Here is a 13,376-nt window from a genome sequence, read left to right as displayed (position 1 = left end):
ATGTATTTAACAAAGCAATCCATGAAACAATTCATCAATATAAAGGCAGAATGTATTCATCTGGTATACTTCGCCATTGGCCTGCAGCTCTTTTTTGCAGGTTGTAAAAAAGACAAGGACAGCACTTTCAACCCTTCCTCACCCATCACTGTTTCAGATTTCATTCCGAAAAAAGGTGGAGGCGGAACTGAAATACTCATTACGGGAAGTAACTTTTCTTCCGATCTGTCAAAAGTCTCTGTTACATTGAACGACCGGCCACTTAAAGTAATAGGCGCTAATGCAACGCAGATTATGGCAGTTGTACCTAAAAGATCAAAGACAGGTCCAATAAAAGTAAAAATAGAAAACGGAGAAGGATCCAGCCAGGCCATTTTCAATTACGAATCTACCAAAACGGTAACTACCCTGGCAGGCTCTGGCAACCCAGGCTTCGCCAATGGCAAGGGAACAGATGCCTCATTTAACCTTGGCGGCCAGAACTGGTACAGGAGCGCTGGTATCGTAGTAGACGACAACCTCAATGTCTATGTCGCCGATCCTGGCAACCACTGCATCCGAAAAATTGATTCGGCAGGGAACGTCAGTACTTTAGCCGGCAATCCCAACCTCTCGGGTTACGCCGATGGTAAAGGTACTGCTGCAAATTTCTCTCTGCCATATGACCTCGCTATTGATACCCATGGAAATCTGTATTGTGTAGATCCGGGCAATTGGGATATTAGAATGATCACACCAGATGGACAGGCCACCACATTGGGCTTTGGAAGCCAGGAACCCTGGAGTGTTGCTTTTGATAAAACAAGCGGCAATGTTTACTACGCAAGTTGTTCCAGTCCCGGCAACATTTATCAGATCAATGCCCAAGGTAATAGTAAGGCGATCATCTCTGGGCTCAATTACCCTGCGGGTATTAAATTTGACAATACAGGCAATCTATTTGTGTCCCTGCATGGCGATCAGGTCATCAAAAAATTCACTGCCGGTACCTGGCAAAGCAGTATCGTTGCAGGCCAATCGGGAAATGCAGGTTATGTAAATGGAGCAGCCACATCCGCATTATTCTCCTTTCCATGGGGAATCGCAATAGACAGCAATAATAACATATATGTGGCCGGCAACGGGACAGGTGGTGGAAGCACGACCAATCCCGACCAAAGCATCCGCTATATTCAGGCCGGCACTTATGAAGTGAGCACATTTGCCGGAAGCAGCAACGCTGGTTTTTCAGACGGAGTGGGCGGACAGGCATCCTTCAGCGCCCCAACTGGAGTTGCAGTAGATAAAAACGGAACTGTGTATGTCTTGGATAAGAACAACAACAGGATCAGGAAGATCGTTTCCGAATAATTCAAAGCCCTACATACACCAAATTTCAATTAAAACATGAGACCATCCGCTTTTTTAAGCCTGGTACTCGTAGTACAAACCTTCTTTTGTACTACGAGTACTTTTGCGACATTATTTCAAACAAAAGAAAAGCCCCATAAATATTATGTATCAGTTAAGGGCTCCGATGCCAACACTGGAAGCATCACCGCCCCTTTTCAAACCATCAATAGGGCACTAAGCCACGCTGCGCCTGGCGATCAGGTAGTCGTTAGAGGAGGCACCTACCATCAAGAGGTGAAGTTTCCAAAATCAGGCCATCCTGGTAAATACATCAGTCTAAAAAACTACCCAGGAGAAAAGCCCATCATTGACGGCAGCAAAACTGTGGTTTCCGGATGGATGGCCATGGTTACTGTAAGTAATGTAAGCTATGTATCTATGGAGGGATTCGACATTTGCAACCTCAGCAGTTCCGGTATGAATACAGACCCCCAAGGCATCACGATCAATGGGAATGCGCAGCACATTTCGATCAAAAACTGCCATATTTACAATATCAAAAGTACGGCTACACTTGCACAAGGACGAAGCGGCCACGCCATATTGGTTATTGGAAGTGACAACACACCAATCTCTAACCTGTTAATCACAGGCTGTACCATACACGATACACAAACCGGAACAAGTGAAAACGTAACTCTGGCTGGAAATATTGATGGCTTTATCTTTAGTCATAATAAGGTCTATGACACCGAGAATATCGGTGTTATAGTAGCCGGAGGCGATGGTTTAAACCCCCATGGATTGGTTAAAACCAATTATGCCCGCAACGGTGTAATCAGCGACAACATTTTCCATCACAACACAATGACCAAAACACCCGAGACATGGGGCGCGGATAGATTCGGTGCCATTTCCATTTACGTTTGTGGCGGAGCGAATACCATTATTGAAAGAAACATCGTTTACGAAAGCGACAGAGGTATTGGACTGGTCAGTGAAAGCAATATCTATCCAACAAGAACCACTACAGTAAGAAACAACCTGGTCTATAACTGCTATAGGGCAGGCATTTATATGGGAGATTATTTAAACTACACCATCGCCGGCACAAAAAACTGTAGCATTTTGAACAATACCTTATTTCAGAATAATCGTGTTCCAGGGGCATTTGGAGAAATTGAAGGAGAACTCAGACTAACGGAGCATTGCGACAGCAATGTAATTAAGAACAACAGCGTATATGCAGGACCTAAGGACGTGCTGGTCCATAAATACACCCTAACCGGAAGTCATAATACCATTGATCACAACAGCTATTTTACCACAATACAGCCTCAATGGATCTGGAACAGCACCAATGGCAACCCGATTACCGATTTTCAGATCTGGAAAAAAACCAGCGGTCAGGATGCCAATTCCACCCTAAAAATAGTGAGCCCTAAGTTTTACTCAAATTTAAGCAGAAAATGGAAAAGATACCCACAATCAAAGATATAGCGAAACGACTTAAGATCGATCCGTCAACAGTATCCAGAGCGCTTCGGGGACATCCAAGTATCGGTCTGGTGACCACCATGCGGGTCAACAAAGTAGCTAAAGAATTAAACTACCACCCCAACCAAAATGCAGTGTTCCTTAAGCAGGGAAAAACCTTTACTATAGGTGTTGTTTTACCGGATATCGCAGAAAATTCTTATTGTTCAATCTTACGTAAAATAGAGTGTTGCGCTCATAATAAGAATTATAATGTAATTTTCGGTCAGTCTTTTCAAGAACCAGACCGGGAAAAACAGATCTTAGAAAACATGAAGAACCTTAGGGTTGACGGCATCCTGATTGCAGTGACCGAATCCACCATAGATATAGAGCAGTTTGAACAGCTCAGAAGATACAATATCCCTGTTGTCACTTTAGACAACAGGGATATTGCAGAAAATCAATCCGATCAGGCTATTGAACACCTGTTTTCAATGTTAGAATTTCCGCAGTTATCTGATCTAAAGGCTTAACCTGACTTTCGGGCTTAACCTCCAGGTTCTGCTCTACCCACGCACGCTCCCACATAAAGAAGTCGGGAGCCTGCGTGTTTTTACCCCGCAGGTTATCTAGTAAATAATCTATATACATTTCCCACCTTACCAGATAAAAGTCCTTGATCAAGCCTCCCCATTCTTTGTAAGCATACTCATGCAGGTTATCCTCAGTCCTGATGTTTTCTCCCCAATAGGTAATCAGCATCATGGCATTCTTGATATTAAGCGCTTTCTCTTCCTTGGTTTTCCCCAAACTCAAGGCCTGGGCCTTATAAGTATTTAACTGATAATAAGGATGGCTGGACAGCAGATCATCTGTTAAACGGATCATATCCAGAAATTGACCGGAAAGCCTGGTAAACTCATCCGTATTCTTTTCCTGGTAGGCTTTTCCCATAGCCTGAAAAACCACCTCACCATCATTTGCCAACACTTGCCTTAACATATTAATCAGATCGATCTGATAAGTATCCGAATGTCTAAATTCAGGTGCTGCTTTAGCAAACTCCAGAACCGCTTCTTTAAACTTTGCACTGTCATAGTTTCTTTCCCGGGTGCCCCAACGGGAGGCAGGTTTGGAATCCAGCGCCGGGCGGATACAAAACACAGACTCACTTGCCCCCTCCTGGTAGCCAGGAAGGCTTTGATATATCGTTTCCAGGAATCCCTGCCAGGCCACATCAATATCTTTGTTTGTACTTCCGTACCGATATTTGGTATAATCCGTCACCCATTTTTTAACATCAACATGATCCTTTCTCCAGCCCAGTTCCAACATCAGATCATATACAGGCGGATTGTTATTGAGTCCTTCAGGCATAATGCCTACCCCTTTAAATAAATCTTTATACGGGCTTTTACCTATCCGGTCAACTTCATCTGCGAAACGCTGTAATTTACCGTACAAACCAGGTCTTTCTCCAAAATTATTTACTACACACCAAATAAATGGTGTCGAATCATAACCATTTCTTTTTTCCCAATTATTGGTGAACTCACCAAACAATTCCTGCACCAGCACATGGGATTTATCAAGTCCCTCCAGCATTTTCTGTTTAGGATTATCCTGCCAGCCCTGTAATACCCAGGTAGATCCGGGAAAACTCCTTAGCATTTCTGTTTGAATAGACCTACCTGCCTCCTTTAAATCTATACCATCTGTAATTCCTCCCTCATGAAAAGGATCTCCAGCAAAAAAGCGGATGTTTTTGCCATAAGCTTTTTTTAATTCCTTATAGTATATCCCCGCTATCCTGGAAAAGTCAGTATGACCAGGAATTAAAATATCCGGGCGTTTAAATGCACCCCATGTTTTCTGGTCAATAATCGGCGCTTTGGTCTTGTCTTTTAAAGAGCTCGGCACCATTCCATAGAAACCTTGCAACACCGGCTCTATCCCGAGTTCTTTCATCCGTTCCATCATTCGTTGCTGCAACATTTTCCGGCCATCGATCTGACTCTGAGGCATTGGTCCACCCCAACCCTGTATATTCCCCATTAACCACCATGCGGTATAGGCAGGACCTACTAAAAAATCGTTAATTTCCTGATCAGAATACCCAATTTGTTTCAATGTACTTTGCCACACCGCTTCCATTCCATTTACGGTAAGCATTAAGTTTACACCATTTAAAGCCATCCAGTCCAGTTCATGTTCCCAGTCTTTCCAGTCGTAAAAACTCATGGTATAATTATAGGTGCAATAATTCAAAGCGTAGCGGTATTTGGCCGGTGCCTCTATGCGTACAAGTTCTTTTACCATTGGAATCGAAGTCACCGGAGCAAGATTATCTCCCATATGCGACATGGAACGATGGCAATAGTACTTTAAATACCAATTCAATCCTACTGCGGCCGCATTAGGACCTGAAGCTGTAATCACCAGTTTGTTTCCCTGGCTCTGTAATTCAGCTATATCCTTCTCCCCGCTTTTCAATGATTTGAAAACAACTTGATTTTCTAACCAGGGGGCTCTCCTTTTAATCAGGTCTTGTACAGGTTTAAATTGCTGGGCTAAAAGATCTAATGGAATTAAGAACAAGAGCAGACAGGTAAATTTTCGCATAATTTAAGGTTGATTTTCAATTTCTAATGACCCGAATCTAATTAAAACCTGGAATAAAATATTCCCTGCAACCGGGTGTTCGTAGCTGTAAAAACTACACAATCGGTTGCATGGGATGGCACAATCGATTGTGTAATTTTCAATTAACATGTGCAATTTTTCTTACTTTCGTGCCACCTCACAAATTATACGCAGATGAAACAGGATTCTCAGAATGTAACAGACTACACCAATAACAACACCATATTTATGGTATGGAATTTTAAAGATAATTCAGCGGTTAGGTCTGTGTTTAACCAGCTTTGTAAACTCGTGATCAACCTGAACAATTCGGTTAACGTTCGCTTCCCGGTTTCCAGAGCCAGTTGTGTAATGGGAATTGGTTATAACGCCTGGCATCAGCTCAATCTTCCAACCCCCTTACCTAAGGAATTGGCAAATTTTGCACCCATTACTGGCGAAAAACATACAGCCGTTTCTTCCAAAGGAGATTTACACTTCCATATAAGGGCCGATAACACCAGCATCTGTTACGATATGGCAGCGGCCATTACCAATATTTTAGAACCAGTAGCCACCAGTGTAGAAGAAATCCATGGTTTCAGATACTGGGACAGCCGTTCCATTTTAGGCTTTGTAGATGGCACCGAAAACCCACAGGGGCAAGACCGGGAATTCTTCAGTATGATCGGAGACGATGATGCGGCTTATAAAGGAGGAAGTTATCTTTTCGTACAAAAATACATCCATAATTTATCCGACTGGAAGACGCTTTCTACAGAGCAGCAGGAAAAAGTAATTGGAAGATACAAATCTAATGATGTAGAAATGCCAGACGATGTTAAGCCTGCAAATGCCCACATCGCCTTGGCTAATGTGGGTGATGACTTTAAAATCGTACGTGACAATATGTCCTTTGGTAACATCTCTACAAATGAAATGGGGACCTACTTTATAGCCTATGCAAGTACGTTCAGCACTGTAGAGAAAATGCTGAACAATATGTTTATTGGTTCTCCGGCAGGAAATTATGATAGAATTTTAGATTTCAGCACCCCCAAAACAGGTAGCTTGTTTTTTGTACCCACATTTAACATGCTGGATGAACTTTCATCTGATTGACCTAGAAACTATAATCAACCCCCAATGCGATATAGCGCGGTAACAGACGATATTCGGTTACAGCCTGGTAGGTATCTGTAATCACTGCATTCTTAAACTGACGGTTATTGAAAAGATTTTTTGCGGTCACCTCAAATCTGGTCTTAATTTTTTTCACATCATATGACAGCGAAAAATCTGAAAAATAATACGTTTTTGAAGTAGCAAAAAAGTCGCCAAAATGATAGGCCTCATTCTTCAGATTGGCCTGGATACCATCAGCAACATTGACGAATAGATTCAGAAAACTGTAGGTATTCTTCAGCCGGCTCTTGGTCTCGCTGTTAAAAGAGGTGAACTGCATACGGGTTCCAGTGTGTATGTTTAATTTCCCTTTCCAAACACTCCTGAAGGATAAGCCATAATCATACGATCCAGATTGTATCTTTCGGTTTCCCACTCCCGCTATACCTGCTTCGTAATCAGAGAGATCAGCACCTATATCCAATTTACAATTCCCTTTCAGCGGCTGTATATAGTAGTTGAACTGTGCTTTATAAAAGGCCACTTTTTTATTCTTTAACAGCACTTGTTGAGCCAGGTTATAGTTTGCATTTAGCATGCTTTGATTACTCATATAATCGAACAGCGTTTTATAGCCTATCGATAAACTGGCAAAAAATTTATCCAGCATATTGCCATGCGTATAGGTCAGTATTGCTCCCGAACTGCTCAAAGTGGCCATATCGTCCAGCCCCTTTGCAAAATTCCGAAGGCCGGTATTATAGTAGCCGGGAATGACATCCATCAGTTCGGTATTGGTCTGCTGAAACGAAAGTTCTGTCTCCAGCTTTCCCTTTCGATACGGCTCCCATTTTGCAGATAACCGCGAAGAAATCAACCAGTTATTTCGGTCCCGAGCCAGTCCCTGCGTTTGCAGGTCACTATGTATAAACCCTGCATTCAATTGCGGTGTCCATTCCCATTTTTTACGCTTCAAGGTGTATTTAGCCAGGAGACGGGACTGATTGGCAAGGAGCCTCACCTGGTTTGAAAAGCCGGAAGGGCGAATCTGGTTGCCATTACCTCCCTGCAAAACGAAATCCGTCACCAGCTCTTGGTTCTTATATTCGTTTGCAAAAGCAATCTCCATAAAATCACCCCCTTTTTGCCTGCGTACATAGTGTGAGGTGACCCCCAGGTACTGCAGATTATTCTCGACATGCTGATGTACATCCGAAATGCCGCCGACCTGGAACAGATCTTCATAATAGTATTGGTCAATGCTGTAATCCAGGGGAGATCGCTGCATGATCCAGCGGGCAGAACTCACTAGGGCTTCCCGGTCTGACAACTTGTAGGTATGTGTAAGGCTGTGATTGGTTACATAGCCCTGGGTGGAGGTCAACTCTGTTGCGCTGTCTCCATTGAACAACAGGTTTCCAGTATCGTGCCTGCCAAGTGACCCCAGATTTCCGGTGTAGATGAGCGTTGACCGGTTATTGATTTCATACTGCAATTCCAATCTCGAAAAATAATTGTCAATGCGTTTGTTAAATTCATAAACCTCTGTATTGGTAAACTGAATATCCTTAATATGATATTCCTGCAATATATTCTGATAGAACGATTTTTTTGTAGGGTTCGCAAAGCCCAGCCACTTAATCTTAAGCTGCTTGGTCGGGTTTAATATGGTATTGAATGACAACAGCCTGTCGCGATTGAAATTTGTTCTTTTATAATCAAAACCTGGGAGATCAGGTGTATAATCGATAATCGTAGGCGTAACCACGCCCAGACCGATCTGTCCAGGTTCATCAGATTTGCCAGGATACAGCAGATGGTTGATGCTGCTTACGGCATCCACGCCGTTGTTATTGGCGGTGCCTAACAGATAATACTTGTTTTTTTTTCCAAAATTCATCAGGTTGACGCTGCCGTAGTAGAATGCCGGTGCTATCGGCGTACCTGAAACAGATACAGAACCCAGCCATTGACTTTTGCTGTCTTCTTTCAATTGCAAGTTCAGGGCTACCTTATTTGAATTTTCAATCCCTTTCAGATGCTTATTATTAGAATAACGCTGCAAGACCTGTATCTTTTCCAAGGGCTGGACAGACATATTTTGTGTGAGCAGCCGATAACCCTTCTCAAAAAAGTCATCGCCCTCTATCATTACCTTTTCCACCTCTTTATCACCAACTTTAATACTCCCGTCGGTACCGATATTTAATCCAGGAATCTTCTTCAGCAAATCCTCCACAGTCCGTTCGTCACCTTGCAGAAACGATTGTACATTCAGTTCGATAGTATCCTTGCCCAGCCTGTATGGCCGCTTCGAATGGATCACAACTTCCTGTAAACGCTCCACACCTCCAGTACTGAGCTCTACATCCACAGTCCTATTTGACTGCCCCGGTTTAATCTCTTTGAGTACGGGCTCATAGCTCAGTGCCTTAAAATACAAGTTCATTTTGCCGGCATAGGTAGTTTGTACATGGTACTTTCCTTCGCCATCTGTAAATGTATACGCCAAAAGACCAGAGATGCTATCCCGATGAAGGTCTACCCGAACACCACCAACAGGGCGGCCCCCCGAAGTCACTTTTCCGTCGATCGATACCTGTGCCCGGGCAGGAAAGGCAACAAACCACAAGCAAAGTAATACCCATCCACAGCACCAAAATCTACTTTTCACGCAGACTTTTTTCTTCCCATTCATAGACCTGCTCCACCGTACCCCTCACCTTTTTCCTTTCAATCGTCACACCTTCCATCGCCGGCATTTTACTTTCCATAATACGCATTTGTTCCTCTACCAATGCATCATTTTTCTTGATATAGCTCTGTAAGGACAATTTTGGCAAGGAATAGATATATCCTTGATCTACAGGAATGCTTCCCTCATACGGATAGGAGACTTCTTTGAGTGTCCAATAGTTCGGGTTTGCACTTTCATTATACAACATCACAATCAGACCCGGCAGTCCGCCGAATTTGTAAGGGCCTGCCGGCACCGGAATATCATTGGTATAATACGCAATAAGCTTGGTACCACGATAACTGGCCGTCGCTTTATGACAGATGTATTTGCCTATGGTATCCGTGCTGCTGTAGTCAGTATTCCACTGCAATTGGGGAAACTTATCGGTCACCTGATAATTCTTTCCCTGAATCGACCGGATTTCTAAAAGATCGTTTTCGTTGTTTTTCTGAACAACAATGTTCCTGTAATTTTTATCGGTATGGAGTACCAAAGAAAAACTGGAAAACATTTCGCCATCCTCACTTTTACCTTCTCCCTTATCCACTGCAACCGGCACTGAATCCCGGACAGCCATTTTAATACCGTCTCCGAAATAGACATGCTCCCGGAAGGTCGCCACAGCAGAAGGTATATATTCATATACCGCATGTAATTTTTGTGCGTGTACGCTCCACGAAGCACACAGCAGCAAACAAAATAGTAAATACTGTTTCATGGATCTTAAAAACCAACAAAGTGAACCTTCCGGTTCACTTTGTTGTTGTTCATAGGTGCGACTTAATTATGGTTCGGATTTCCGTAATAATTTTGATAATTTTGTATTGTGGCGCTAAAGTATTCACCACAATTACTGTAGAACATGTCGGTGGCTCCATAACACGTATACGTTAAAACCTGAGTGTCAATCAGCTGACCGCTCGTGTTGTAGATACTCATAGTCAATCTGCATAATGTCTTGAAGTTCCCCTTCTTGATCTCTTTAGCCTCTCCGACTATTTTAACATTGGACTTACCAGCAACAGCTGTGTAGACCTTTGTTTTTTCAACTGTTTTCTCTGCTGGTTTTACTTCACCAGTCTTTGCAAACACCGCAGATGACATAAATGCCACGGCTACCAAACTCATTAATAATTTTTTCATAGTTATTTATTTTTATTAAACCACTGCATACGTTTGTCGTATGCGTTAATTCAGTGTAAAAATAAAAGTCATCCTACTTAAATTATCAAGTCATTTATGATTCGCAATTGCCATTTACAATTCGCAAAACTATCCATACACTATTGGAATCTGCAGGATTACAATTGTACCGCCATCTGTACCACGGGTTATAGATACGCCTGCTTTTTTACCCAGTAAATCCATTCGCTCCCGGCTGATGGTACCCGACAACGAACGGTGCGTTGTATCTGATTGGTGGCCCTGAGCATTCCCGGTATCGGTAATTGTTACCTGCAGCACATCTTTTTCAAGATCAAAGCAAACATCAATATTACCATTGCCCGAATCCAGTTCTATGCCGTGCAGAATCGCATTTTCCACATAAGGCTGTATCAACATAGGAGGCAACATGACTGCACCTGGATCCTCTCCCTCTGGCTGCAGGATGTGATAGGTAAAAGCTTCTTCAAAACGCATTTGCTGTAAACAGAGGTAGTTTTCCAGCGCATCAATTTCGTCATCCAGGGGGACCAGACTTTCCCGGCTTAGCTCCAGGCTGTTGCGGAGCAAACGGCTAAACCTGTTGAGATATTTAATGGCTTTATCTTTTTTATCCAGACGGACAAAACTCTGCACTGCAGATAAAGTATTGAATATGAAATGAGGTTCCATCTGTGTCCGCAACAATTGTTGATGCAACAATACTTTTTCTTTTTCCTGTCTCGCCCTGCGCTGTCGAAAATTATAATATAGAAATAATAGCGTAACACCCAAGAGAACAACGCTTAATACCGCAACAACAAGCCACAAGCGATTTTGCTGCAATTGAAGTTGATTGATCTTAATGCTCTCATTTAAAGTGTGGATAGAACGGTCCTTAACCTGCAATTGATAAAGTGCATTCATTTCAGCAAGAGCTTGCGTGTGTGCAGCCTGATAAAGGTTTTCCTGTAATTTGACTACATTCTTCAGCACCTCTGTTGCTTCCTTGTTTCTACCTTGTAAACGGTATAAATCAGCCAAACTTTTCTGATATACGACTTCATCATCATCCAGAATCAGATTTGGATGATGCTCCTTCAACCTTTTCGCTTTATAGATGAATTGAGCCGTCTTTACGGGTTGCTTGAATGCGACATAGATGGTGGCCACATTACAATAGTCAACAAGTAAATTGTTGATATTAACCGAAGAGGCTCTGGTATCATAAGTAGCCTCATCTACTTCTGTTTTCAACAACTGATAGTGTAACAGCGAATCATTTCGTTTTTCTGCCTCAAAGTATTTCATCTTCGATTCGTACAGGTAGCTGATATCATATTGATCAGGATGTCGAGCCTGAAGCACCTCTAATCGCCGCAGATAAGGAGCTATACTGTCTGCTGGCTTTTGTTGCAGGTTCAGGAGCTGGATCGTCTGTACCAGCACACGCTGCCGGTTGATATGACCTTGGGGCAGAGAGTCGGTCAATCGCAATGCAGCGCGGTTCATTTTTTCAGCCAGATGATATTGAAAGAAAGACCGGTTGCTCTGCGCAGCCGAAAGCAGTATAGCAGATCTGGCTTCGGGAGACAGGTCAGCTGTAGCATCAGATAACACAATCGCTGCTGCTTTATTATAATAATAGCTCGCCTCCCTTAGCTTTGCCTCCATGCTTCGTACATTACCCACCCCATTGTATATAAGCGCCTTATACTTCTGATTTCCTGTTGGTTCTATAAGATCTAAAGCTTTTTCCACAAAAAAACGAGCCGAATCCTGCCCGCGCATACCGTATAGCCGGGCCAAATTATATTTAACATTTGCTGAAAGTACAGCATCCTTTTTCACAAGTGGATTTTCGTCGAATTTCCGCCATTCCCTAACCACTGAATCACCATTTGCCGGAGAGACAGCCACCTTTTCCAGTTTTTTTATTTTCTCTGTAATCAAATTATTTTGAAGGGACGCAAGCGGCTTTTTATGACAAGCCAACGTCCATGAAATCATCAATCCGAAAAGCGAGATACGCAATATTTGTTTCATTTTTCAGGAAAAAGTTGGGTTAATACAGCATTTCTCCGTCGCGTAGAAATTGGGATTTCCTCCTTATTTTTAAGCACAATATATTCAGAACGGTTAATGCCCGAAACGAACCGGCGATTGACCAAATAAGATTGATGCGTTCGCAGAAAATGTGGTGCGGGCAACAATTCTTCATAATATTTAAGCGGCTTGGAAATCAGTTGCTTTGTACCATCATTCAGAAAGAAAAAAGTATAGGGACCATCGCCTTTGCAATAGATAATATCGTTTACGGATACTATACGCACATTATGAACGGAGTTAAGTGCAATGCTTTCCGGCAGCTCTGCTGTGCTGATAGAATCCTGTGCCATCGATAATTGCTGCATCCATTGCGGATTGTTATCCGTGCGGCGCCTGTAGCGCTCCAGTGCTTCTTTCAATTCGGTTTGATCAACCGGTTTCAGCAGGTAATCCAATGCACCATACTTAATGGCCTTGATCGCGAAATGGTTATATGCAGTAATAAATATGATATTTTGCGGAATAGGAGACAGCATTTTAAGGAGGTCAAAAGCAGTTCCATCCCTAAGCTGTATATCCATCAGTATGACATCAGGCTGTTTTTCTTCAATCAGCTTTACAGCAGTCCGCACACTGTCACTCCAACCAACAAGTTCTGTATTGGCTTCCTGTTGTATCAGATAGCTTATTTCCTTACGGATCGCAGGTTCATCCTCTATAATCGCTACAGTTATCATATTTAACTATTTGTGCCCCGTAAAATAATAATTATAGGTTACGAAATCCCATTTATTTACAATTCGCTACCATTCATTTATAAAACGAAACAAACGTTTTCGTAAAATCATAATTACAAACCGATTGTATAACCTAAATAGGTATTTTT

10 protein-coding genes are annotated in these 13,376 nt (G+C 42.6%); 4 read left to right on the top strand and 6 right to left on the bottom strand.

What is annotated here, in order from left to right:
- Nucleotides 1–21: 21 nt before the first annotated feature.
- Genes R2S08_RS01375 through R2S08_RS01365 form a run of 3 tightly spaced genes read left to right on the top strand, consistent with a single transcriptional unit; the run spans nt 22 to nt 3,344 of the window.
- Entirely contained in the window at nt 22–1,350 is a 1,329-nt protein-coding gene (locus tag R2S08_RS01375; RefSeq protein ID WP_316833521.1) for an IPT/TIG domain-containing protein, read from the top strand.
- Between the two features lie 36 nt (nt 1,351–1,386).
- The gene (locus R2S08_RS01370; protein ID WP_316833520.1) at nt 1,387–2,832 is read left to right on the top strand and encodes a right-handed parallel beta-helix repeat-containing protein; all 1,446 of its coding nucleotides are present in this window, start codon (nt 1,387–1,389) and stop codon (nt 2,830–2,832) included.
- Entirely contained in the window at nt 2,802–3,344 is a 543-nt protein-coding gene (locus R2S08_RS01365) for a LacI family DNA-binding transcriptional regulator (protein WP_316833519.1), read from the top strand. The genes R2S08_RS01370 and R2S08_RS01365 overlap by 31 nt, the downstream gene beginning before the upstream one ends.
- On the opposite strand, the gene R2S08_RS01360 is transcribed toward R2S08_RS01365, so the two are convergent.
- Complete coding sequence (locus tag R2S08_RS01360; protein ID WP_316833518.1) at nt 3,286–5,433, bottom strand: alpha-N-acetylglucosaminidase; 2,148 nt, start codon at nt 5,431–5,433, stop codon at nt 3,286–3,288. The genes R2S08_RS01365 and R2S08_RS01360 overlap by 59 nt on opposite strands.
- Before the next feature lie 195 nt (nt 5,434–5,628).
- Here R2S08_RS01360 and R2S08_RS01355 point away from each other — a divergent pair, with 195 nt between their 5' ends.
- The gene (locus tag R2S08_RS01355; RefSeq protein ID WP_316833517.1) at nt 5,629–6,555 is read left to right on the top strand and encodes a Dyp-type peroxidase; all 927 of its coding nucleotides are present in this window, start codon (nt 5,629–5,631) and stop codon (nt 6,553–6,555) included.
- Between the two features lies 1 nt (nt 6,556).
- Here the strand turns inward: R2S08_RS01355 and R2S08_RS01350 are convergent, their stop codons facing one another.
- The 5 genes from R2S08_RS01350 to R2S08_RS01330 all read right to left on the bottom strand — a co-directional run bounded on the left by R2S08_RS01350 (nt 6,557) and on the right by R2S08_RS01330 (nt 13,227).
- The gene (locus R2S08_RS01350) at nt 6,557–9,232 is read right to left on the bottom strand and encodes a hypothetical protein (RefSeq protein ID WP_316833516.1); all 2,676 of its coding nucleotides are present in this window, start codon (nt 9,230–9,232) and stop codon (nt 6,557–6,559) included.
- Complete coding sequence (locus tag R2S08_RS01345; protein WP_316833515.1) at nt 9,222–10,016, bottom strand: GLPGLI family protein; 795 nt, start codon at nt 10,014–10,016, stop codon at nt 9,222–9,224. Before R2S08_RS01345 ends, R2S08_RS01350 begins: the two co-directional genes overlap by 11 nt.
- A gap of 62 nt (nt 10,017–10,078) precedes the next feature.
- Nucleotides 10,079–10,441: a hypothetical protein gene (locus tag R2S08_RS01340; RefSeq protein ID WP_316833514.1), complete on the bottom strand. Its 363-nt coding sequence runs from the start codon at nt 10,439–10,441 to the stop codon at nt 10,079–10,081.
- A 129-nt stretch (nt 10,442–10,570) separates the two neighbouring features.
- Nucleotides 10,571–12,487, bottom strand: coding sequence for a sensor histidine kinase (locus R2S08_RS01335; protein ID WP_316833513.1), 1,917 nt, complete (start codon nt 12,485–12,487; stop codon nt 10,571–10,573).
- Nucleotides 12,484–13,227, bottom strand: coding sequence for a LytTR family DNA-binding domain-containing protein (locus R2S08_RS01330; RefSeq protein WP_316833512.1), 744 nt, complete (start codon nt 13,225–13,227; stop codon nt 12,484–12,486). Before R2S08_RS01330 ends, R2S08_RS01335 begins: the two co-directional genes overlap by 4 nt.
- Nucleotides 13,228–13,376 lie beyond the last annotated feature (149 nt).

It is taken from the genome of Pedobacter nutrimenti (assembly GCF_032678445.1).
GTDB lineage: Bacteria > Bacteroidota > Bacteroidia > Sphingobacteriales > Sphingobacteriaceae > Pedobacter > Pedobacter nutrimenti_A.
This window is presented reverse-complemented; position numbering and strand designations above follow the sequence as displayed.

Excerpts from the sequence above, each read along its gene's own strand:
- R2S08_RS01330 (WP_316833512.1), bottom strand. The coding sequence starts at position 13,227 with ATGATAACTGTAGCGATTATAGAGGATGAACCTGCGATCCGTAAGGAA.
- R2S08_RS01355 (WP_316833517.1), top strand. The coding sequence starts at position 5,629 with ATGAAACAGGATTCTCAGAATGTAACAGACTACACCAATAACAACACC.
- R2S08_RS01340 (WP_316833514.1), bottom strand. The coding sequence starts at position 10,441 with ATGAAAAAATTATTAATGAGTTTGGTAGCCGTGGCATTTATGTCATCT.
- R2S08_RS01345 (WP_316833515.1), bottom strand. The coding sequence starts at position 10,016 with ATGAAACAGTATTTACTATTTTGTTTGCTGCTGTGTGCTTCGTGGAGC.
- R2S08_RS01360 (WP_316833518.1), bottom strand. The coding sequence starts at position 5,433 with ATGCGAAAATTTACCTGTCTGCTCTTGTTCTTAATTCCATTAGATCTT.
- R2S08_RS01375 (WP_316833521.1), top strand. The coding sequence starts at position 22 with ATGAAACAATTCATCAATATAAAGGCAGAATGTATTCATCTGGTATAC.
- R2S08_RS01365 (WP_316833519.1), top strand. The coding sequence starts at position 2,802 with ATGGAAAAGATACCCACAATCAAAGATATAGCGAAACGACTTAAGATC.
- R2S08_RS01335 (WP_316833513.1), bottom strand. The coding sequence starts at position 12,487 with ATGAAACAAATATTGCGTATCTCGCTTTTCGGATTGATGATTTCATGG.
- R2S08_RS01370 (WP_316833520.1), top strand. The coding sequence starts at position 1,387 with ATGAGACCATCCGCTTTTTTAAGCCTGGTACTCGTAGTACAAACCTTC.